The sequence below is a fragment of the Paenibacillus yonginensis genome (genome assembly GCF_001685395.1).
GTDB lineage: Bacteria > Bacillota > Bacilli > Paenibacillales > Paenibacillaceae > Fontibacillus > Fontibacillus yonginensis.
The window spans coordinates 1460808-1484109 of sequence record NZ_CP014167.1 but is presented as its reverse complement, the minus strand read 5'-3'; the positions used below and the strand labels follow the sequence as shown (position 1 = coordinate 1484109).

The 23302-nt window shown below is 50.0% G+C and carries 18 protein-coding genes and 1 pseudogene; 3 read left to right on the top strand and 16 right to left on the bottom strand.

The annotated features are described in order from the left end of the window. The first annotated feature begins 150 nt into the window (after nucleotides 1–150). The gene (locus AWM70_RS06830) at nucleotides 151–1047 is read left to right on the top strand and encodes an AraC family transcriptional regulator (protein ID WP_068694923.1); all 897 of its coding nucleotides are present in this window, start codon (nucleotides 151–153) and stop codon (nucleotides 1045–1047) included. 55 nt (nucleotides 1048–1102) lie between these two features. On the opposite strand, the gene AWM70_RS06825 is transcribed toward AWM70_RS06830, so the two are convergent. The 4 genes from AWM70_RS06825 to AWM70_RS06810 form a co-directional block, all read right to left on the bottom strand. Next, on the bottom strand, nucleotides 1103–3214 hold the full coding sequence (locus tag AWM70_RS06825) for an alpha-galactosidase (RefSeq protein ID WP_068694922.1): 2112 nt from the start codon (nucleotides 3212–3214) through the stop codon (nucleotides 1103–1105). Nucleotides 3215–3387: 173 nt separating this feature from the next. Continuing rightward, entirely contained in the window at nucleotides 3388–5001 is a 1614-nt protein-coding gene (locus AWM70_RS06820; protein ID WP_068694921.1) for an ABC transporter substrate-binding protein, read from the bottom strand. Between the two features lie 137 nt (nucleotides 5002–5138). Then, nucleotides 5139–6965: a sensor histidine kinase gene (locus AWM70_RS06815; protein WP_083180153.1), complete on the bottom strand. Its 1827-nt coding sequence runs from the start codon at nucleotides 6963–6965 to the stop codon at nucleotides 5139–5141. Continuing rightward, a complete protein-coding gene (locus tag AWM70_RS06810) occupies nucleotides 6943–8511 on the bottom strand; it encodes a response regulator (RefSeq protein ID WP_068694920.1) in 1569 nt (522 codons plus the stop codon). Before AWM70_RS06810 ends, AWM70_RS06815 begins: the two co-directional genes overlap by 23 nt. Before the next feature lie 173 nt (nucleotides 8512–8684). Between AWM70_RS06810 and AWM70_RS06805 the strand changes: the two genes are divergently transcribed. Further along, nucleotides 8685–9665, top strand: a complete 981-nt coding sequence (locus AWM70_RS06805; RefSeq protein ID WP_068694919.1) for an ABC transporter permease — start codon at nucleotides 8685–8687, stop codon at nucleotides 9663–9665. Between the two features lie 23 nt (nucleotides 9666–9688). After that, nucleotides 9689–10579 (top strand): carbohydrate ABC transporter permease, encoded by an 891-nt coding sequence (locus AWM70_RS06800; protein ID WP_068694918.1) that lies wholly within the window; start codon nucleotides 9689–9691, stop codon nucleotides 10577–10579. A gap of 85 nt (nucleotides 10580–10664) precedes the next feature. On the opposite strand, the gene AWM70_RS22620 is transcribed toward AWM70_RS06800, so the two are convergent. The 12 genes and pseudogenes from AWM70_RS22620 to AWM70_RS06740 all read right to left on the bottom strand — a co-directional run bounded on the left by AWM70_RS22620 (nucleotide 10665) and on the right by AWM70_RS06740 (nucleotide 23144). Next, the gene (locus AWM70_RS22620) at nucleotides 10665–11810 is read right to left on the bottom strand and encodes an IS3 family transposase (protein ID WP_169823411.1); all 1146 of its coding nucleotides are present in this window, start codon (nucleotides 11808–11810) and stop codon (nucleotides 10665–10667) included. Between the two features lie 150 nt (nucleotides 11811–11960). Next, nucleotides 11961–12425, bottom strand: a complete 465-nt coding sequence (locus tag AWM70_RS06790; protein WP_068694917.1) for an acetyltransferase — start codon at nucleotides 12423–12425, stop codon at nucleotides 11961–11963. A gap of 39 nt (nucleotides 12426–12464) precedes the next feature. Continuing rightward, nucleotides 12465–12967 (bottom strand): annotated as a pseudogene (locus AWM70_RS24175) (GNAT family N-acetyltransferase). Nucleotides 12968–13078: 111 nt separating this feature from the next. Next, nucleotides 13079–13828: an ABC transporter permease gene (locus AWM70_RS06780; protein ID WP_068694916.1), complete on the bottom strand. Its 750-nt coding sequence runs from the start codon at nucleotides 13826–13828 to the stop codon at nucleotides 13079–13081. Continuing rightward, complete coding sequence (locus AWM70_RS06775; protein WP_068694915.1) at nucleotides 13829–14587, bottom strand: ABC transporter ATP-binding protein; 759 nt, start codon at nucleotides 14585–14587, stop codon at nucleotides 13829–13831. 175 nt (nucleotides 14588–14762) lie between these two features. Then, the gene (locus tag AWM70_RS06770) at nucleotides 14763–15104 is read right to left on the bottom strand and encodes a DUF1048 domain-containing protein (RefSeq protein ID WP_068694914.1); all 342 of its coding nucleotides are present in this window, start codon (nucleotides 15102–15104) and stop codon (nucleotides 14763–14765) included. Beyond that, the gene (locus tag AWM70_RS06765; RefSeq protein WP_068694913.1) at nucleotides 15101–15445 is read right to left on the bottom strand and encodes a PadR family transcriptional regulator; all 345 of its coding nucleotides are present in this window, start codon (nucleotides 15443–15445) and stop codon (nucleotides 15101–15103) included. The genes AWM70_RS06770 and AWM70_RS06765 overlap by 4 nt, the downstream gene beginning before the upstream one ends. A 232-nt stretch (nucleotides 15446–15677) precedes the next feature. Continuing rightward, nucleotides 15678–16952 carry an SGNH/GDSL hydrolase family protein gene (locus AWM70_RS06760; protein ID WP_068694912.1) on the bottom strand — a complete coding sequence of 425 codons (1275 nt, stop codon included), beginning with the start codon at nucleotides 16950–16952 and terminating at the stop codon, nucleotides 15678–15680. 101 nt (nucleotides 16953–17053) lie between these two features. Further along, complete coding sequence (locus tag AWM70_RS06755; RefSeq protein WP_068694911.1) at nucleotides 17054–18709, bottom strand: ABC transporter substrate-binding protein; 1656 nt, start codon at nucleotides 18707–18709, stop codon at nucleotides 17054–17056. A gap of 36 nt (nucleotides 18710–18745) precedes the next feature. Further along, entirely contained in the window at nucleotides 18746–19675 is a 930-nt protein-coding gene (locus AWM70_RS06750; protein WP_068694910.1) for a carbohydrate ABC transporter permease, read from the bottom strand. Nucleotides 19676–19691: 16 nt separating this feature from the next. Continuing rightward, nucleotides 19692–20597 (bottom strand): ABC transporter permease, encoded by a 906-nt coding sequence (locus AWM70_RS06745; RefSeq protein WP_237167849.1) that lies wholly within the window; start codon nucleotides 20595–20597, stop codon nucleotides 19692–19694. A 210-nt stretch (nucleotides 20598–20807) separates the two neighbouring features. Continuing rightward, nucleotides 20808–23144: a helix-turn-helix domain-containing protein gene (locus AWM70_RS06740; RefSeq protein WP_068700432.1), complete on the bottom strand. Its 2337-nt coding sequence runs from the start codon at nucleotides 23142–23144 to the stop codon at nucleotides 20808–20810. Nucleotides 23145–23302: the final 158 nt, after the last annotated feature.

The following is a 23302-nucleotide window of genomic DNA, read 5'->3' as shown; positions in this document are numbered from 1 at the left end:
TTCTGTCAAGAAATCGCTTTCTTATAAGGCTATGTTACCTCGCCCCCGCTTCCGTGTTCCATTGACAATCTCATGGTCTTGATGGATTATTTGATGATTTCGGACCTGTTGCCCGTTGACATCACCCCCCGAATAGATCATAGTTGAACTATGGATACGATAAGAAAAATAGACGGATTTACGTCACAGAAGCTGATTGTATTGCCGGACGATATACTGAATAAGATCTCTAAGCATCCGCTTGTTGCTCCTCTATATGTAACGGATACCGGTTATTTCCCGGAAGCCAAATACCATTACCGGGAACGGCCGGACGGAATCGGGGCTTACATTCTCATTTATTGTGCGGGAGGCGAAGGATGGATTCAGCTTCAGGAGGGGAGAAAGCAGTGGCTGCGCAAAGGGTTTGCCGCCGTCATTCCTGCAGGCGCCGGGCATCGGTACGCCTCTTCCGAAGACCATCCCTGGAGCATCTACTGGTGGCATATGAAAGGCGAACAGGCCGCGGTTTTCTTTGAAGACTTCGATAAACAGCCCGAACCCCTTTTATTAGGCGCCCAGCAGAATGCCAATGTCGTGCGGTTATTTGAAGAAGGATATGAGATTCTGCAGAAAGGGTATTCGCTGAATCACATGATTTATGTGTCCCAGCTCGCTGCTTATCTTGCGGTTATGCTGAGACTTCCGCAGCTGCTGTCCGCCGATTCCAATCGGCAGCCCGGAAATAAAGGGAATATGGACGGAACGATCCGCTATATGTCCGAACATCTGGAAGGCCGATTAACCTTGGCCGAACTGGCGTCGCAGGCCAATCTGTCGGTGCCTCATCTGACACACCGCTTCAAGCAGGCCACCGGCTATTCGCCGGTCGATTATTATTTAAGGCTTAAGATCCAGCGCGCCTGCCAAATGCTGGACTTGACTGACCAGAGCATTAAAGAAATCAGCCACAGGCTGGGCTTTCAGGACCCTTATTACTTCTCCAGATTGTTCAAAAAAATCATGGGAAAACCTCCGACCGAATACCGGGAAACCCGGAAAGGGTAGTCGGAGGTTTTCTCCATTTTACTATTCAATATTCGTTATTCAATATTCAATCCGGTTAAACGCTCTCGCGAATCCGGTACATCAAGCTGTCGAAGTCGCCGCGAAGCGGCAGTTCAATGCCGATGTTCATCAGTGCGCGGCCGCTCCAGAGACCGGTTAACCCTTCGATGGCATAGGTCTTCTCCGGCTTAAGACTTTTTAATTTCAGCCTTGGCAGCGGTTCCCCCAGCCTCTGCGAATGCAGGAAGGCAAACAAGACATGGTCGCTGCCGTCTCCGCCCGCATATTGGATGGCGGTCACGCCTTTGTCTTCCAGGGAAGACAAACGGTATTGATCGCCAAACTGCACGAGATGGCGGATTTGTTTGTACTGCTCCACATAGGAGGCGGTTTCGGCAATCTGCTCATCGCTCCATTCATTCAGATTGGAGCCGATGCCGAGCGTGCCCGTCATAGCGCTGTGAAAACGGTATTTGAGCGACACCTGGCGTTTGTTCATGCCGGTCGGCGATTCCGTCACCCAGCAGGTCATCATACGGGGGGCATAGGTGTAAGAGAACCCTTTCTGGATGCTCAGGCGGTCGAACGGATCGGTATTATCGCTCGGCCAGGATTGGTCGGCATAACGAAAAATGCCCAGATCAATACGTGAGCCGCCGCCGGCACAGGTTTCAAATTCGACCTGCGGGAATCTGCGGCGCAGCTCGTCCCAGATCTCGTAAAGGGTGAGCGCATGGCGGACCCAGATTTCCTTTTGCCGGTTCAGAGGATGGTCCTTCATGCCGGGTTCGGAGATGGTCCGGTTCATGTCCCACTTGATGAACTTAATCTCGTGCTGCTCCAGCAGCTCGGTCATGAATTGCAAAATATAAGCCTTCACTTCCGGTTTGGAAATGTTCAGGAGCAGCTGATTGCGTAGCTCGGTCCGCTCGCGGGTTTCAAAATGGTACACCCAATCCGGATGGGCGCGGTACAGATCGCTGTCCGGATTGACGGATTCCGGCTCGACCCAAAGGCCAAACTCCATGCCAAGCTCATGAACCCGGTCAATCAGCTCTTGGAGGCCATTTGGGAACTTCTCTTTGTTCACGTACCAGTCCCCGAGACCGGCACGGTCATGGTTCCGGGCTCCAAACCAGCCGTCATCGACGACAAACAGCTCCACTCCGGATTTGGCCGCCCGCTCGGCAAGGGCCATCTGATCTTTGGCGTTCACGTCGAAATAAGTCGCTTCCCAGGAATTGTAGAGCACCTTCCTTGTCTCGCTGCGAGGGAGGACGTAGTCATATTGATACCGGTGAAGCTGCCGGCTCATGCCGCCAAACCCGCTCATGCTATAGCCGCCGACAAACACAGGCGTCTGAAACGACTCTCCTCCTCCCAGCACCCATTCGTTATCGAAATCATTGATGCCGCCAGTGACACGGACATGGTTGAAAGCCGTCTTCTCCGCCGTGATCTTCCAGTTGCCGCTCCAGGCGAGAGCGCCAAACCAAACCTGGCCGGCATCTTCCGTTGCTTGGCCATCATCAATGGCAAACCAGGGGTTGGCATGGCTGTCCGTAAAACCTCTGCGGGACTCAATCACCTTTTTGCCTTCGGTCAGGAAGGTGCGGCGAAGCTGGAATTCCCCTGACCATTTACCCGTTACATGAGTCATCCGCGTCTCCGGCAAATAAGGCAGGCTCCAGGCTGCGGATTGCATATTTTCCAGGATCGTCTCCTGCGGCCCGGTATTTCTAATAACGGCATACCTTTCGATCAGATCGTGTTCCGGTATAACCTGGTATACAAGAACCGTCTCCAGCGGATAAACCTTGTCCTTCAAGGTTAGAACCAACGTCTCCTTGCCGTCCTCTCTCAAGACCGTATGCCCTGCATAATCCATGTCCAAATCCCGGACTCCGTCAGGCATGCGCACCTTCAGGGAAGGCTCTGTATAGCTGACCCCACCCCAGAAGCTGTATTCTTCCGCTTCCCGGTCCAGCTCCGCATCAAAGGAACTGTGCGAGGAGGAACGAAGCAGCGGAGCTGCGTCTTGAATGGAAACCTGCGGCCCCCAATACAAATGCTGGAGTTTGCCTTTATCGTTAATTCCAAAGAGGTAAGAGCTTTGCACCGTATCCATAGCAAAAATACGAAGCCGTTCATCAAACTGAATAGCCAATCGTAATCATCCTTCCATCGTTAATTAGCCCATCGTTAATTAGCCGCTGCGCGAAAAAAAGGGAGAGCAAAGACAGACGTCTTCTTCTCCCTTCCCTGCTCTATGCCTGCTCAAAGGTATCTGTTTAGTTGCTCAGCCATTTAGCTGCATAGAATTTCTAGATGTTTGGCCTCTTAGCTGTTCCACAGCTCTTGACGTTTCTTGTAGTTTTCATTATAGATCTTCTCCAGCTTCGGCAGACCGGCTGCATCCACTTCTTTGATCATTTGGTTATACAGATCCGTTACTTGATCTGTAGAAGGAGCCAGCGCCATCTTCAAGAAATATTTATTGATTGTATCGTTGACTTTGGTCTCCATGATTGCTTCCGGTGTACCTCCGTCAGGTCCCAGGCTGTCATAAGGCGCTGTATCGAAAGAAGTATCTGCCAGGTTCTTGATCGCCAGATCGGTTACCGGATCCGAGGAATAACGTCCGATCAGGTCATAAGGCGTGCCATCGGAGCCCGGTCCGTTTTTGATCATCCAGGTCCATTTGCGGATACCGGTCGTACGGGACGCTTCGTCCCAATTTTTCTTGAAGGCATCCAGCGTCTCTTGGCGCGGCACGTGTTTGCCGTCCTTCATATCCCAATCCTTGCCTTCAATCCCCCACATCAGCAAATATTGACCTTCTTCGCTGGCCAGGTAATCAAGCAGCTTGATCGTTCTGACCGGATCTTTGTTGGTTTTGGTAATCGCAACGCCGTCCCAGCCGAGGGAGCTCTTAGGACCATAAGTCGTTTGATCCGGACCGATGCCGGGAGCAAGCACCTTGTATTGATAGAATTGGTGTTCGTCCTGCTTGGCCGGATCGGTCACTGAAGCTCTCAGCGCCGTATTGGCATTGCCGACATTCCAGAGCGCTTCGGCAGTCGCAAAGACATTGCCTGTGGACAGCTTCTGCTCATACTGCTTGGTTTTCAAGGTTGCCCATTCTTTGTCCAGCAGCCCTTTTTGGTAGAGCGAATTTAAGTATTTCACCATGTCCAGATATTTTGGGTCCCGAATATCCTTCTTCAGCTCGCCGTTCTCTTCGTAGTAAGGCATGATGCCGAACATACCTTTGAACGTACCGGTCACGCTGCCGATATTTTCGCCGTTCAGCGTCATCGGAATGCTTTCTTTGCCGTCAATCGTTGGATATTTCTCTTTGAATTTAAGGAGCAGATCCTCAAATTCCTGAGCAGTGAAAGGCTCGCCATTATTCACCTTATCGCCTACGCCCAACTCTTTCATAAGATCCATGCGCATCATGAACCCGAACACCGGATATTGCTCCAGTCCATACCAGTTGGCAAAATAATAGTTCTTTCCGTCGTCGCTCCGCGTCTTCTTCAGTGTGTCGCCGTACATTTCTTTAATATGCGGCCCATACTTATCGATCAAATCGTTCAGCGGAATGATTGCACCGGAAGAAATATATTTGTTCATGATATCGCTTCCACGATCCAGCATAACTACATCCGGCAGATCGTTGCTTGCCAGCATCAGGTTCAGCTTCTCAGCCGGGTTGCCGGTTGGCTGCTGGACTTCAATCGTAACCCCGGTCTTTTCTGTAATCGCTTTCGCCACAGGGTTGTTGAACGCATCCCCCGTATTTTTGTCAAACCAGGTCAGCGTAATAGGCGCCGTGTCTGTGTCTGCGTTAGCGCCTGCATTGCCGGAGGAGGCACCCTTGTCGCTTCCACAAGCGGTAAGCGCTGCCAAGAGTGAAGCTGCGGCTGCGATTGCCAATACCTTTTTCATCTTAAAATCCCTTCCTTCCGAATGTGAATGCTATGGCTGTGAATACAAGTCCATTGTAAAAATGCCGCAAACAATAATCCATACCGCAATCTTACAATCCATAATGGAAAACGTCTTTCATCCTGAAGGGGTGATGATTACCGGTCTGTCGCCGGGGCGAAAGGAATCCGGATGGTCACGGAAGTTCCAATTCCGGGTCTGCTGAACATATGCACGCCGTAGCGGTCCCCGTAGGCCAGCTTGATTCGGTCGTCTACATTCTTGATTCCGTACCCCGACAAATTATCCGTTTTGCTCAAAGCCCTTTCCAGCTGCTCGGCCGTCATTCCGATCCCGTCGTCGATTACCTTCAGCAGAATGTCCCCGTCATCCAGTTGAAGTTTCACAATGATGTTAATCCCGCTCTCATCCCAAATAGCATGATTGATGCAATTTTCGATAAAAGGCTGCAGGATCAGCTTGATGGTCGTTCTGCCGAACAAGGATTCATCGAGGTCATAGTGCATGTGCAGCTTGTAGGGGAACCGGATAGCCTGAATCGCCACATAATTCCGGATCAGGTTGATTTCCTGTTCAATCAGAATAATCCGCTTGCCTTTATTCAGGGATACCCGGTAATACTTGGCCAGGTAGTTAACCATTTGGTAGACCGGCATCGCGCCTTCTTTGACGGCCAAAGAGGAGATGGAAGATAACGTATTATAGAGAAAATGAGGATTGATCTGCGCCTGGAGCGTGTTCAGCTCCGATTCCTTCATGGCCAGCTCCTTCTCGTAGACGTCATGAATCAGGGACTGGATTTGCACCGCCATCTTGTTAAACGCGAAGGACAGTTGGCCGATTTCATCATGGCCCATCGGTTTGATGGACAACCTGAAATCCCCCCGTTCGACCTTGCGGATTTGGGACAACAGGATTTCGATCCGTTTGGTGATGACCTTGCTTGTAACGAAGATCAGCAGCGTCGCGGCAGCAACAGCAATGGCCGAAATCCAGATAATGTGGGCGGTCGCCTTGTTGGTGTTCGAAAGCAATTCATTGTAAGGAATCGTGATCACAATTTTCCAGCCGTTGCTGAGTGTCTTATAAGTAAAAAATTGCTTCTGCCCGTTAATAACGGCGTCAAATTCCCCATTTTTGTCCGCCAGCTGGTCTTTGATCGGATAAACGTCAAATAACTTTCTTGAGGTTACGGTTCGATCACCGGTGCTGATCAGCCCGCCGGTTTCGTCGATGATGTAGACGCTTTTATTGTTGTTCTCCTTCTCAATCAGCGAGTAGAGCTCGCTGCTGTTAATGTCCATGGTCAAGATGCCATACGGATGCTTCAAACTGAAGTAACTAAGCGATCTCGCCAGCGTGATATGCGCATCTTCCGCTTTATAGTCGCTGGAATGCGCATAAACCGTGCCTCCCGCAGCATCCAGCGCTCTTTGGCGGAGCGGGTCCGGAAGTTCTTCCATATATTTGACAAACTGCTCGTCCGTATAAAGTGTTTTGTTGTTGGTATAAATCGTAATGCCCTGCAGATTCGAATTCAGGATCATAAGCGACGGCAGCAGGCGGTTGATGTATTCAAATGCGTCCAAATAGTAATAGGCTTGCTCGTAATTCGAAGACAGATAGTTGCGGAGCTGCGCGTCCATATACAAACTGGTGGACAGCTGCTTGTAATAGTCCAGCCGGTTCTCGACGTTGGTATCAATCTGTTCAAGCGTGCTGTTCAGGCTGGTATAGGTCTGCTCCGTAATCGTATCTCTCGTAGAAGAATAAGAATAGAAGATCAGCATCGAGAACGGCAGAATAAGCACAATCAGAAAGATAAAGAAAAACTTGTTTCGCAGGGGCAGATTCGCGAACGCCCCTTTCTGCAGCAGCGAGAAACGCCGCCGGTTCAGGCCCGGATGCCCCTTCACCTTCACTGGCTCAGCTTTCCCATGCTTATAGGTTCTTTCGGTATTCATTCGGCGTAACTCCCTGGTTTTTTAGAAATAAGGAAATAAAATACGAGGTGCTTTCATAACCGACCTTCCGGGCGATGTCCTGAACCTTCAGAGAGCCGTCCGCCAGCAGCTGCTTGGCTTTGTCGAGCCTGATTTTGGTCAAATAGTCATGGATGGTCATTCCGGTCTTCTCTTTAAAGATAGATCTTAAATAGTTGGGAGACAGATAGACCTGATCGGATAAGCTGTTAATGGTAATAGGCTCATGATAGGTCTGATCAATCAAGGTGCAGACCTGATGAACCAGCTTGGCGTTTTTGTCCATAAACCGCTCCCCAAGCCGCTCCATTGTCTCGCCGGCCGCTTTCAGCACCATAACTTCAATCTGCTGGATCGTCCGGACATTATAAACGGAATAATACAGCTCGCCCCTCTCATACCCGCCGGCCGATTGATGCAGAATCTCTTCCTCCAGCCGGCCAATCAGCTGGATCGCCCAATCGCATACGGCCTTGCGGCCCGCACGAAGCCGGATCAACCCGCTCATATATTCATGGACAAGCTCTCTCACCGTCTCCCTGTCGAGCTGATTGACGGCTTCCAGCCAGCGGTCAGCCGGGAAAGGCGGCATTAATTCGTCATGAAGCGCCGTACGGTTCTCCGAACCGGAAATCACTGTGCCTTCTCCCACATAAAATTGATCGGCCAGGACCGATTTGCTCCGTTCATATAAATGCGCCAAATCGGTGAGCTCCGCAATCTGCTCATTCACGGCGATCGTAACTGGGAACCCCGCCTTCTCCTGGAGAAAAGCCGACCATAGCCGGGCAATTCGGAACATACTCCCCTGCTCTGCCTCCAGAACACTTCCCGCTTTCGCGGAACGCTCAAGGAAGACTCCTATTTCACAGTCACGGATCGAAACGGTCATGCCCGTCAGCTTCTCGGCAGCCAGAAACCGTTCTGCCAAAGAGCGGAAGAGGTTGGCCTCATCCTCAAGGATCGCCCCGTCCTCCGCAGCACCAGGATGGATATCGCACAGCAGCAGGCTGTACACTCCCGCTTCCTGCCTGCGCGCCAGCTTGCAGAAGCTCGACTTCAGATTCTCGATCCTTTCCGGATTGCGTTCAAATAGCAGCTCTTTGAAGACATTCGCTTTGGCAACCTGGATCGAGCGGTTCTTGAGCGCAACCTCCTCGCAATTCTGCTTCACCCTCTCCATAACCGCGACAATTTCCGTCAGATCAAGCGGTTTCAGCAAGTAACCAATAGCGCCTACATTTAGCGCTGATTTGACATAAGCAAATTCATCATGACCGGTCAGAAAAACAAGCTGCATCCAATCGTACCGTTCACGAACCCGTTTGGCCAGTTCAATCCCGTTCATGAGGGGCATCTGCACATCGGTCAAGACGATATCGGGCTGGATGACTTCGATCTTCTCCAAAGCGTCCTTGCCGTTAACAGCTGTTCCGGCGACATAGATCCCCATCTCTTCCCATCTTATATAATCTCGCAGCATCTCAAGCTCAATCGTTTCATCATCCACCAAAAGTATGCTGTACATAGCTGTCCCTCCTCCACTTGTTGCTACTTATTATAGCGCTTACATGAAAGAGCTTTAATCGTTCTTACGCATGAAAGTTATTTTCAAGTATCATTCGTTAGATTGTCATATCGACACTGCTTTTTGGCCGGTCCTATAATTTTAAGTAACTTGAGATTGCGAGGTGCAGCAAAATGAAACCCTTTACAAAAGTGCAAGAGAACCCCCAAATACCGGCTCTTGCGATCCCGCAGCGTAAGACCTGGTTGAAATTCAAGCAGCAAAAATTCCTCTTCCTGATGATGCTGCCCGCCATCATCTGGGCGCTCATTTTCGCCTATACGCCGATGGTCGGATTGTACATGTCCTTCGTCAACTACCAGCCGACGCTCGGCGCATTTTGGCAGACTTTATTTCATAGTGAGTTCGTGGGCTTTAAGTGGTTCGATTATTTCTTCAGCAATGGCGATTTCCTGATCATTATGCGGAACACGCTGGCATCCACCCTCATTACCCTGCTCTTCTCGTTCCCGATGCCGATCCTGATCGCCATCGCCATCAACGAAATCAAGAATGTCTCCTTTAAGAAAACCGTCCAGACCGCTTCTTATCTGCCTTATTTCATCTCCTGGGTTATCGCTGCGAACATCATCGTAACCCTGTTGTCCTCGGACGGGGCCATCAACGGTCTGCTCAAATTTCTGCACATCACGGATGAAAGCATTCTGTTCCTGCAGAACGGCAAATATTTCTGGTGGATCGTCGCCCTCGGCAATACCTGGAAAGACATGGGCTACAGTTCCATTATGTATCTGGCCGCCATCTCTTCGATCAATCCGGAGCTGTATGAGGCCGCTAAGGTCGACGGGGCCAACCGGTTTAAACAAATCCGGTACATTACGCTGCCGCACTTGAAACCAACGATTGTTATCCTGCTGATCCTGGCGCTCGGCGGCATCCTGAATGCGGGCTTTGACCAGCATTTCCTGCTTGGCAATGACCTGACCATGGATTATTCGGACGTATTGTCGACCTACTCCTTCCGCTACGGGATCCAGAACGGCATGTTCTCCTACGCTTCCGCAGTAGGCATGTTCAGTTCCGTAGTCGCTTTCATCATTGTGGTGATCGTCAATTTTATTGCCAAAAGAGTGAACGGGCACTCCCTATTCTAAACCTTACACCGGAGGGACTTCATATGAACAGCAAAACTTTTGCCGAGCGTTTGTTTGACGCGGCGCTGTATATTTTCCTGGCGGGTATCTTCATCATCACCTTCTACCCGTTCTGGAACATCCTGGTCATTTCCCTGAACGATGCGACGGATACGCTTCGCGGGAATTTATATTTCTGGCCCCGATCGCTGACTTTTGAAAGCTACCGGACGATCTTCCGGAATCCTGAAATCTGGAGCGCGCTTGAGGTGACCGTGCTTCGGACCCTTATCGGAACAGCATTGTCGATCTTCTGCATCTCCATGCTGGCTTATTCGCTCAGCAAACGTTATTTGCTCGGCTGGAGGTATTTCTCCTTCTTCTTCGTCTTTACGATGTATTTTGGCGGCGGCCTGATTCCGACTTATATGGTCATTAAATCTGTAGGCCTGATCGATTCGTTCTGGGTATTTATTTTCCCGGGGCTGATCGGCGTATTCCTGATGATTCTGGTTCGTACCTTTATCGAGCAGATTCCGGGGGAGATCGAAGAGTCCTCGAAAATCGACGGAGCCAACGATCTGCAGATCTTCTTCCGGATCGTCATGCCGCTGTGCGTGCCGGTGCTCGCCACCATCGGTTTGTTTCTGGCCATCGGCCACTGGAATTCCTGGTATGATTCCTATGTGTACACCTACAAACCAAACCTCAAAACGCTGCAGGCTGTTCTGGTCAAGATCCTCAACCAATACCAGACTGCCGGCATGATGTCGGACGCCCAGCAGCTGGCCCAGAGCTCGAAACAAATTCCGGTCTCGACGGAAAGCATCCGGATGGCCACAACGATGGTTGCTACGATTCCTATCATTCTCGTTTATCCGTTTGTGCAGAAATATTTTGTTAAGGGCATGATGATGGGAGCTATTAAGAGCTGATTGAAACATTTTTAAATTGGAAAAAAAATAAAAGAACCTTCCGCGAAATGGTCAAGCCCCTATTTAGTGGACATCAAAAAAACACCTAGGCAGCGAACTGACGTCGATACTCGATCGGCGTCAGTTTTTTTAGCTTCCGTTGTGGTCGACTTTGGTTATAAAACCGTATATATTTTTCAATTCGTCTTTGTGCCTCTGTCAGATTTCGGATATCATAGGGATAGAGCCCTTCCGTTTTGAGATGCGAGAAGAAGCTCTCCATGGAGGCGTTGTCTAGACAATTGCCTCGGCGAGACATGCTGATTCGGGCGCCAACCTTTGGCAGCATGTTGTGGTAAGCATGAGACGTGTACTGGAAACCTTGGTCGCTGTGAACGACCAACCCGGTCACGTCTTTTTGCTTAGCAAACGCTTTGGCGAAGGTTCGGAGAACCAACTCGTTGTCATTCCGTTCGCTAAGTTGGTAGGCGATTATTTCATTATTGAATAAGTCTTTGATGGCCGAAAGGTAGAGCCATCGCTCACCAACCCGATATTGGGTAATATCCGTGACCCATTTCTGGTTGGGTCTTTCGGCCGTGAAATTTCGTTGAAGCAGATTCTCCGCTACACGCTCTGCCGCTCGGTAAACAGCGTTTGTGCGTTGTTTCCGGCGAATCTGAGCTTGAATGCCAAGCTCTTGCATGAGTCGTAGAATCTTCTTGTGATTCATCCATACGCCCTCATCTTGCCACAAGAATAACTGAAGTTGCCGGTAACCGTATTTTCCTTCGTAGCGTTTGTAAACCGTAGAGATGAGCTGTTTCGCTTCCGCATCCCGATCGTTGCCTTTCCGCTTTAAATAAGCGTAGTAACCACTTCTTGAGACGCCAATGAGGCTGCAGAGTTCAGCTACTTCCCCCCGGTTTGCCGCTTGCTCGATAAGGGTAAAGCGTTCCTTTTCCCGCATCCAGATTTCCAAGCACTTTTTTAACCGTTCATTCTCCCGCTCAAGCTTCTGAACATACCGATCCTGATCGATATAGGCTTTACGTCGACCTCGCTGATCCAATAATCCAAACTCACCTTGCTCCCGATACTTTCGCATCCATCGCTTCATTCGGTCTTTATCCTGAATACCTAAGTGTTCATTGATTTGCCGATAGGTCCACTTCTCTTCAATATGAAGTCGAATCGCTTTAAGCTTGAGTTCTTCTAGATAACGCTTAAACTTTTGTCCTTTTATAGCCACAAAAATACACCCCCTAGAATTCATCGGAATAACCATGGGGTTTTTCCAATGTCTATTCTAAGGGGTGCACTTCAAAACGCAGAAGGTTCTTTCATTAAAAGTGCCGATTTTGTTTATTTTGGCGGCCTAAACTTCATTCCTTGTCAGGTGCTAAGGCGCTTCTATGCCGCTTCCTTTAAACTCCAGATGCAGCAGCGGAAAAGGTCGGCCTGAAGCATCCAGCTCTGACCTGCCGGTCCAAATAAAACCCAGCCGTTCATAGAAGACGTATGCCCCAGTGTTCTGCTCGTTCACGTCGACTTGGAGATTATCTCCTTTTAAGGCTTTTGTATGCTCGATTAAACGGCGGCCTGTTCCTCGTCCATGATATTTAGGGTCTACGAATAACATTTCGATTTTGGATCCGTCAAGACCGATAAAGCCGACCGGCTCCTGATCTTCCTCTATCTCGATCCAGATCTCAACCTGCCCCAATGCGCCACTCCGGACCATCTGATGATAAAACTCGATATCCTGTTCCGTCAGAAAGGTGTGGGTTTGAACGACAGCCCGGTGCCAAATCCCCACCAGTTTATCATGGTAATGGGCTTGATACGGCACAATAACCTTTAACATGATTTTCCCTCCACTTGGATGGTCTCATTTCCCCGCCCGTCAGTTTAAGCGCAAGACCATGTAGTCTTCGTCCCAATATCGGCCACCAGCCTTTAAGGCATTTTGCTCCGTTCCATAAGTTATAAAACCTGCTGCTTCATATAACCGCTTGGCCCCTTTGTTAGCTGTGATAACAGCAAGATTAATCTGTTCGAGTCCCTCAAGCTGTTTTGCCTTTTCAATCAACCGCCGAACCAGGGCTTTGGCGATGCCTGTTTCCTAAATTCAGGGGATACATACATAGCGAAAACATTGCCTTTATGGGTAATTTTAGCTCTGCTCTCCCTTACAAAAGTGACGATCCCAGCAAGCTCGCCGTCCATAAAAGCCCCCAAAGTAAACTGATGCTCCGTGGCCTTGATTTTTTGCCGCAGCTCTTCAATAGGCAGGTTTTGTTCCCTTTCATAGGTAGTTAAGAAAGCCTCCGGATTTTCCTTCAGAGACCTCAATCGGATCTCCCGGTAAATCTCGGCATCCTCCGCAGTTAACACGCGAATCTCCATGTCCTCACCTCAAGTCTCAAATCAGGGCAGCTTTAATTCTATAACTGCATCAGGAGAAAGATCAAATAGCTTTAAATAACTATTAACTAATAACCGATTCCCGCAGGACTCCTAACCTAACTGGCGTTTAAATACTTTACTGGCGATAAAATACGAGATTATCATGATACCGATGCACCAGGCCAGCGCAGTCCAGATGCCGTTACCAACAGACCCTTCTTCCAAAAGGGCACGTATCGAATTTACGATGGAGGTCACAGGCTGGTTCTCAGCGAACACACGGACAACAGCAGGCATTGTTTCGGTTGGGACAAAAGCGGAACTGATAAAGGGCAGGAAAATCAATGGATACGAATAGGCCGTCGCTCCTTCCATCGACCCTGCGGTCAATCCTGGAATAACCGCGAGCCAAGTCAGCGCCATGGTAAACAGCCCGAGTATTCCGGCTACCGCAAGCCAATCCAGAATGTTGGCGTTTGAACGGAAACCCATCAAAAGCGCGACCAAAATAACGACCACGACAGTAAGCGCATTGGAGACGAGTGAGGTTAACACATGAGCCCACAACACGGAAGAACGTTTAATGGGCATCGTCATGAAACGGGCCATCAGCCCGCTTTTAACGTCCGTAAACAATCGCAGGGAAGTGTAAGCAATGCCGGATGCGATCGTGATCAGCAATATTCCTGGCAGTAAATAATTCACATAGTTATCCGTACCTGCTTGAATGGCACCGCCAAATACGTAAACAAACAGCAGCATCATCATGACCGGCGTAATCGCCACCGTCAGGATCGTATCCGGGCTTCTCAGGATATTGCGCATTAGACAGCCTAGTAATACCCCGGTTTTATTTTTCATTTATTTCTCCTCCTTTTTAATAATTGCCAGGAAAATCTCTTCAAGTGTCGGCTGTTTTTCGATATATTCCACTTTTGCCGGGGGGAACATCTGCTTAAGCTCCGCAAGCGTACCGGTCGTGATGATTTTCCCTTCATGCAGAATGCCGATCCGGTCAGCCATTTGTTCGGCTTCCTCCAGATATTGTGTGGTTAGCAGGATGGTCGTGCCGCCGCCGGCAAGCTCCTTGACGGTTTGCCAAACCTCCAGTCGAGCTTCAGGATCAAGCCCTGTGGTCGGTTCATCGAGGAAGATGACCGCAGGTTTCCCGATCAGGCTCATGGCGATGTCCAGCCGGCGTTTCATGCCGCCGGAATATTTATCCGCACGGCGGTTGGCCGCATCCAGCAGACTGAATTTTGTCAGGAGATTGTCAGCGACTTGAGCCGGTTGGGAAATTCCCCTGAGCTTGGCGACCATAATCAGATTTTCCCGTCCGGTCTGCATGCCGTCCAATGCGGCAAACTGTCCGGTCAGGCTGATGCGCTGGCGCACCTGATCCGGTTGATTTTGAACGTTAAAGCCGCAGATCTCCACTTGCCCGCTATCCGGCTTCATCAGGGTGGAGAGGATATTTACGGTCGTTGTTTTGCCTGCTCCGTTTGAGCCCAGAAGGGCAAAAATTTCTCCGCCCCTCACCTCAAAATCCACCCCTTTTAAAACTTCCTTACCCTTAAAGGACTTTTTTAATCCGTGTACAGAAATTGCTGCATGGCTCATCTTTTTTTCCTCCTTAGTAAAGTAAGTGTACCGGTTCGCCTAGCTACTTAGTTGTACTGATATTCTGTATTACTGACTACCTGGCTAAAAAGAAAACTGAATAGCGCGATTCTCTTTCTCAGTCGTTATCAGCTATTCAGTCGATTTGATGGATAGTTTGGTGTTCCGATTTAGGTCATCCCCTGCCAATGGTATCGTTCAGCTCCTTGCGGTATTTATCCTTCCAGGTCTGCTCATCCTTTACCAGATCATCGCAGAAAGCAGCCACGTCTTCCCCCGTAAGGTCGGTCACTTTTTTCCCTTCTGCCGCCCCTTCCTCCAAGAGATCCAGAATGCCGGCGAAAATCCGGCTGCTGTCCTTCCAGTCAGTAGGACTATCACCAGCCGTCCACATATATTTTTGGATAGCTTTGTAAGCACTGCGGTATTCGCTGGGGAGAGCTTTCGCCCGCGCCTCCAGCGCCCTCCATTCCCGTTTGTCATCCAGACTACCGATGATTTTTTCAAACAAATTCATATTTCTTCTCTCCTTTTCAGCTCATTCGCTTTTAGTTCATTCATTTTGCTCGAGATGAAGTTCCATTTCATCCAAAAAAGCTTCAGTTGCTCTTGGCCTGCTGCATTAAGTGTGTAAAATTTCCTCGGCGGTCCCATCGTGGATGGCTTTTTCTCGATGTCCACCAGGTTGTTTTTCTCAAGCCGCATAGTAATCGTATACACCGTACCTTCGACGACATCGGAGAACCCGAGCTCGCGCAGCTGATGTGTGATTTCATAGCCGTACGTTTCGCCCCGGCTGATAATTTCAAGCACGCATCCCTCAAGTACCCCTTTCAGCATTTCTGTTATATTATCCAAAATGATCCTCCATGTTTTGCTTTTTTCAGTACTCTGTGTCGCTTGTATTCAGTATTACTTATTACCACTACATAGTAACGCAGAATAGTGAGGCTGTCAAGAATGAAGGGAGCCCATATTCGGAATGCCTCATTAACTATCCCTAATAAACGCCCGGAAGGCAGCCGAGCACATCCGGCTGCCTTCCGTTGAAGTGAAATAGTGGACGTCTTACTGCTTGTTGTACGCCTCCTTAATTCGATAACAACCGTAAAACTTTTACCCTGCACCCGGAGCTGCGCTCGTCTTTTAGTCCGGTGCTGCGCAGGATGACGTGAACCGGTCCGCGCTCCGCCTCTAAGGGGAATAAAAAATGGACCGGGCGGTAAGCCACCAGGCACCATTCGTCAAACGGATTAACCTGTACAAACTCCGCTCCGTTAACCGAATATTCAAAAATACCCGAATCCGGTCCGCAAAGCAGCGAAACACCGGCGCTCTTCCCCCAGGTATGGAAAACAAGCTCTGCTCCCTTCAGCTCTGCATCCAGATGTTCTGTGTCATATCTCCAGTTCATCAAAGGGGCATCGGCTTCGAGTTTTACCCGGTTAAAGCCCCTCTGGCTAATCAGCCTGATTCCACCTTGTTCTTCTTCCTCAAGTCCTGAAAGCAGCGCCATGGCTGCAAATTCATAACTTGCGGGGTCCATCGGTTTCGGCAGAGATTTGTCAACAACCTGGCTGTGCGATAAAACAACCGGCCCGATTGATAAGTTTGCGGATAACGCTACCGATAATGCTTTTTCAAGAAATTCTTTCATATACCGGGCATAAAGCGCGTGCCCTTTGTCGTTCGGATGGTAACCATCCGGCGCCAGGTCGGTCCACTCGGCCGCTTCGGCTTGAAGCCATTGATAGACTCTGTACGCCAAATTTACGCTGGGCAGCTGGTAATGTTCGGCTACCTGTTCATGAATAGCGATGTATTCAGGCCTCTCGGCACTTAAGTTTCTCTCCGAGGCGGTGTATACGAAACAAATATCCGTCTGCGGCGACAGCCGCTTCATCTGACGAACAATTCCCTCCATTCCCCGGATGACCTCCGCCCGATCCAGCTGATCGCTGCCATCGTTGACACTAAATTCCACGAACAAAAGGTCAATCGGCCCCTGGCTGAGAACATGCTCACACAGCCGATGGGCGCCAAATACCGAAGAGGTGCCGCCGACACCCGCATTTACGCAGCTCACCTGCTCACTGCCCAGCCGTTCACTTAAATAAAAGCCGGTCAAAGCCCGCCAGCTGGACCTTTCCGCTTCGGAGGCTCCTGCCCCTTCCGTAATTGAACCGCCCAGAAAGGCGATCCGGACGGGGCAGCTCAGCTTGATTCTATTCCTCGTATGGACAAGCCCTCCACGAAACCGAAATCCGGTTTCTTCTTGTTCGCATCCTTTGATTCCATCCGCGCCTCCGTACTGTACCTGAAACGCTGCCGGCTCTGCCGTATGATTCAGACGGTGTTTCTCCATGACTGCCTCCCCCAAAAACCAAACCCCTCTGCCGCCGTAAGCGGCGACAAAGGGGAAAGGATCTTTCTGAATGGATGTTGAGCTCCTTGCACAATTTCATCTTATTTGGCGGCTGATTGGCTGGCGTCGTAAGCTTTCTGCAGAATCTCCAGATAACGGCTCAGCTGGAGTTTATCAAGGCCGCTTACGTAGCCGTCCCAGTCTTTGTTCAGGTCTTTGCTGCCGGTGATGAATTGGAGCGTATTTTGATCAATGTAGTTTTTGATATTCGTCTGCAGCATGCTCATTTCATCCGTTTCGGTTGGGTCTACCCAAAGCGACCAGAACGGGAACAGCTCTTCCGGTTCTTTGCCTTCATACAGCAGCGTTGCTTCGTACAATCTGCGTTCATATCCGTCCGGCGAATAGATGTCCTGGTCGGCTACAAAGCTGTCTCGGTAGCTTTTTGGCATATACATATGCGACATGCCGCCCCAGCCATAGTTGGTCGGACCTTCTCCGGATGGGTAGTTGATGGAGGCGAACTCAGGCGTAACGCCATCTCCAAGCGCTTGTTCGCCTTCTTTAGGTTTTCTCCAGCCTTCGCCCTCCTGGCCCGAGTTGGCAATCGTCTGGCCTTCCGGCGTATACATGTAATCCGCAATTTTAATCAGAGCAATCTGGGCTTCTTTGCTGGCTTTGTTGGTGATGACGAATTTGGCTCCAGGAACAATGCCGCCGTCATTATGAGTAGCATAGCTCGCATGCGGCCCGGTCAACGGTGGAACCGGATTATAATCTTTGGTATTTGTGTTGACGAAGATAGCCGGATGCATGCCGGCTCCCGCACCCAGAATTTCCGCGCTGGCGTTGTCGCCGATCTTGCGGAACGCGTCGGCATTTTGCGTAAAGGCTCCCGGATCGATCAAACCTTCATCGTATAGGGATTTGATGTAGGCAAGGCCTTCCTTCCATTCCGGCTTGTTGGCCACCGAATCGACTTTGCCGTCCTTAAGCTGCAAATAGTTATTGTCGTCGTCATAAATGAAGCCGTTCATCAGGAACGGAACGACATGCACGCCAAACGTTTCCGTAGATCCGCTCAAAGGCACCTCGTCGGCTTTGCCGTTGCCGTTCGGATCTTGTGTTTTAAACGCTTCCAAAACCTTCTTGAAATCATCGGTTGTCTTCGGCATATCCAGATTCAGCTTGTAAAGCCATTTCGTATTGATCCACATTTTGTTTGGATATGAGCAGTGGAAGCACTCCGCATAGGCAACCAAACCGTAAATATTGCCGTCGGGCGCGGTAATGTAGCTGCGCAGCGAAGGGTTTTCTTCCATAGCTGCCTTGATATGCGGAGCATATTGGTCAATCAGGTCATTCAGCGGGACCAGCACGCCTTGCTTGCCGTATTTCAAGAGGTCCGCCGGCGTGAACTGATCGATGTATTCGGTCAGGAAATACGCATCCGGATAATCCCCGCTCGCCAGGGAGATCTGGCGTTTCTCCTGTGCGCCGTCGGTAGGGATGACCTGCCAGTCAAATTTAACATTGAATTGCTTCTCCAGGAATTTGCTATATGAGTTGGTCTTCAAATCAATGCCGGATTCCTGCTGGGCAAACAAGCTGACGGTAACCGGCTTTCCGCTGTCTGCACTGCCGCTAGCAGCATTGCCGGAGCCGGAGGACGCGCTGTTATTGCCGCCTCCGCAGGCGCTAAGCAGGACGCTGAATACAACGATCAAGCTCCATAAACTGATCATTCTTTTTCTCAAAGCTGACCTCTCCTTTATTATCAATTTCAACAGGCTTCAGCCTTTCACAGAACCTACCAGCATGCCCTGCACAAAATGCTTCTGAACAAACGGATAGATGCAGAGCACAGGCAGAGTGGCTACTACAATCAGCGAATATTTCAGCAGATCAGACAGATGCTGCTTCTCTACCATCTCCGCGACATCCATGGCTCCTGCCCCGTTATTCAGAATGATAATGCTGCGCAGAATCAGCTGAAGCGGGAATAGATGGTCCGATTTCAAATAAATCAGCGCATCGAAATAAGCGTTCCACTGGCCGACCGCATACATCAGCACAAGCACCGCGATGATCGGCTTGGACAGCGGAAGCACGACGCTCCAGATAAACCGCAGATCGCTGCAGCCGTCAAGCTCGCTGGCTTCTACCAATTCGTCGGGAATCGAGGATTGGAAGAAAGAACGGGCAATGATGACCTGCCACACCCAGATCGCATTCGGAATGAGCAGCGCCCAGCGGGTATCCACCATTCCAAGCTGCTTTACGACGAGATAGGTGGGAATCAAACCTCCCCCAAACAGCATCGTAAAGGTGACAAAAACCATGATCACGCTGCGCCCGTACAAGCTTCGCCGGGACAGCGGATAAGCGATCATAATCGTCAAGGTGACGCTGATCAAGGTGCCCGCAGCCGTATAAAACAAAGAGTTGGCATAACCGGTCAGGATCAGCGGCGTCGAAAATAAGGTCGTATATCCCTCAAAGGAAATATCCACCGGCCAAAGCCAGACTTTACCGGAGGAGACCGCATCCGGGCTGCTGATCGAGCTGCTGAGAATATAAATAAGCGGATACAGCACGGCAATCAGGATGAGACTGAGCGCTGTATAAATGATGGCCATAAATACCCGGTCGCCGGCCGAATTTTTAATGCGGTAAGCTCTTGAACTGCCGGGTGCCGTGGTGGCCGAAAACGGGGATGCCATGGCTAGTCTCTCCTTTCTACCAGATGCTGTTGCTCGAAATCCGTTTGGCCAGACCGTTGACCAGAACGAGCAGAACCAGATTAATCACCGAGTTGAACAAGCCAACCGCCGTTGCAAAGCTGTAGTTGGCGTTCAAAAGGCCCATTTTGTACACATAGGTGGCAATGATCTCTGAACTCGATGTATTAAGCGGATTTTGCAGCAAATAAATTTTCTCGAAGCCAAGCGCCATAATATTGCCCACATTCAGAATGAGCAGAATCGTTACAGTAGGCAATATGCCCGGCAAATCAACGTGAATGATCTTTTGCAGACGGGAAGCCCCATCCACCTTGGCCGCTTCATAAAGCACCGGATCAATCCCTGCGAGCGCTGCCAAATATACGACTGACGCATAACCGGCAGACTGCCAGAGATCCGACCATACATAAATGGAGCGGAACATTCCCGGTTCCCCAAGGAAGTTGATCGAGTCCATCCCCAGCGCATTCAAAGCCAGATTGACGAAACCAAGCCGCGGCGCAAGGAACAGCATGATCATCGAAACCATGACCACCGTCGAGATGAAATAAGGCGCAAAGGTCACCATTTGCACCAGCTTCTTGAACTTGGCATGCCTTACTTCATTCAGGGCAAGCGCCAGCAGAATCGGGATTGGGAACCCGACCAGCAGCTGATAAAGACTGATCAATAAGGTATTTTTAACGAGCGTCCAGAAGATCGGATTGTCAAAAAACAATCTGAAATTCTTAAAACCGATCCATGGGCTGCCCCAAATGCCCTTTGTCACATTGTAGTCTTTGAAAGCAAGCACTGCGTTTGCCATCGGATAATACTTAAAGATGATAAAGAACAGAATCGGCGGAATCAGGATGAGATACAGCTGCCAATGCTTGGCAAAACTTTTTCGTGCGACATTCAAACAAATCCCCCCTTCAGATGATGATCTGCGCCAAATGACAGCGCTTTCTATAGGGTTCATTGTAGGACTGCAGCGTGCAAACGGGGTAGGTACAATTCCGGTTTATAAGGTACCTTTCCCCCGAATGGAACAGGGCATTTAGCCAGCAAAGCGTACATTTCCCGCCTGAACAGAATACGGCAAGCTCTGACAGAAGAAAAAGAGCCCGCACTATTGCGCGAGCTGCCGATAAGCGCTGGGCGAAACGCCCCTCACTCTCTTGAAAGCCCGGCGGAACGAATGGGCGCTGTTGTAACCGACCATTTCCGAAATTTCGTCCACCGTGTATTGTTTGCCCTGAAGAAGCTTGACGGCTTCCTCCATCCTTACCCGCTCCAAATAGTCCGATAAGTTCGTTCCTGTGATTTCTTTAAAGAGCTGGGAAATATATTTTTCGGGCCGCCCCGCCTGTTCGGCGATCCGGTACAAATTCAGTTCGCCATCCGAATAATGCTGCGAAATAAATTGTTTGATCTTCTCTACGATTTGCCGCTGACTGTCATTCTGTTTGCTGGTTACGATCTCGCTCAACCCGGCGATAATCTCGCCAAATTCCCGCTGGGCGCCATCCCATTCGATCCCGGCCTGAATGCCCATAATCTTGAGATGGAGCTCCTGTTGTCGTTCTGATTCAAGGAAGACCTTCTGGTCCAGCAATTTGATCAAGGTCGCCTTGATCTCGTTAATGAATTGGTGTCTCATCTCCAGCAGCAGGTTCCGGTTGTCCCGGTTCTGCTCCAGAACCGAACGAAGCAGCTTCTCCGCTTCTTCACGGTCCCCTGCACGCACAGTGCTGATCAGCCGCTGTTCCATGTCCAGAGGATAATAATAACTTCCGCTCTCAAGCCTGGAATCGCTGAACCAGACAATATCCGGACTGTCTTCGGCCGCAGCGTATTCCGCTGTCTGCTTTGCTTGCTCAAAGGACTGGCTGATCTCCTGCAGCGAAGAGAAAAATGCACCGAAAGAAGCGGTCAGCTTCATTTTATATTCCTGGTACCCCGTTTCGATCACCTTGCCGATCAGGGATTCGAGCTGCAGGCGGAGTTTCTCCCCGTCCGCTTCTTCCCCATTCATTCCATTCAGCACAATCATCACGATCCGGTCGGAGCCCAAATCTGTCAGATACATCCCCGATGCCGTCTCGCTCCCGCTGAGCATCTGTTTGACAAGCAGACGCGCCGCATACAGCTCGTTCAGAATATCCACGCTGTCCAAATCCGGATAACCGTTCACCTGTAAAATGCCGACGTAACCGCTGTGAGACTCCAATTCGGTTTGCGCCTGCATAGCTGCGGCTAAAATTTCCGATTTCGTCTCAAATTCCCCGTTGATCAGCCTTTTGAGGAAGCCGTCCCTGACAAGCGGGAACTGGCGGGCTACTACGGTCTCCAGCTGCCTGTTCGCCACCAGAATCTGTGAAATGTTGCCATGCAGGAAGTCGAATTCATTGCGTTTCTTCGGAGGCTGATCCTCCTTTAGCACCTGCTCCTTAAACATGGCGAGCAGCCGGTTTAAAGGGGCAGTGTGCCGGTAAGACAGGAATAAACCGACCAGCAGGCCGACCAGCAGCGCTGCCCCCGTAAACATCCAGGAAATATGTTTGATGTGATTCGCGTTCTGCATCAGAATTTCTTTGGGAATACCTGCTCTGTAAACCCAGCCAGTTACTTTTGAAGGGATGGTGATGACCAAATCATCGTCTACAAAGCGGCTTATCCCCCCTTTGTCTGATTCCAGCTCCGATGATATCGCTTTCATTTTATCTGTCGAAATTCCCTGCAGACTGAGCGGCTGCCCTTGTTTATCCGTAATGGAGGTCCATCCTCCATATCTTTCGATCCAGCCTGACAGCAGATTCTGGATATTCTGTTCATCAATCGTTACGACGATCGCTGCCGGGGAAGAGCCGCTGAAGCTGTCCAGCGGCAGCGATTGCATATAGGAAATCGCCGAGATTTGCTTGTCTTCCGTGACCAGAGTGTTAAGCGGTGTAATTTCGCTGCGGTGGGTTCCATGCAGAACCTGGTCCTCCCACTCGGTTAACGACATATTTTCATAATGGCTGGATTGGTAATACGACTCCGGTCTGTAGGTCGAACCTTTAGCAAGAATCACATTGTAGTTGCTGAGGTAGATATAATAATTTTGCAGAAAATCATTGGTTTGGCTAAACGGGGTAACCTGCTTGAGCAATTGCCAAATGCCAAATACGTTCATTTCTCCGCTGACAGCCGGTTTCTCATTCAACAGCGCATTCAAATCCTGATTCAGGGCCAACTGCCGGGTAAACCCCTCTACCTCCGCCATCCGTCTTTCGAGCATTTCCTTGCTTTTGTTCAGTTCCGTCACGCTGTTCTCAATAGACATGGATTCCGTAAGCGAAATAGACGTTCTGTAAGACAAATAGCCGGCAAAGCTGGGAATGATCAGAATGATCAAATAGGAGATAAGGAATCGGCGAAATAAATGAGACTGGCGCAGTACCTGCCTGGTTCTTTCGAGCATAGGCTTTGACTTTTGGAGCAGCTTTCCCGAAGTTCGCAGAATTGGATTAGACAAGAAACGCAAAAACCTCTCCCCCTTAGGTGTCTCCTGATCCCCGCACCCGCTTCCCAAAGGCAGGAAAAACAACTGCCGATTAAGGCTCAGCAGTTGTCTTCAGC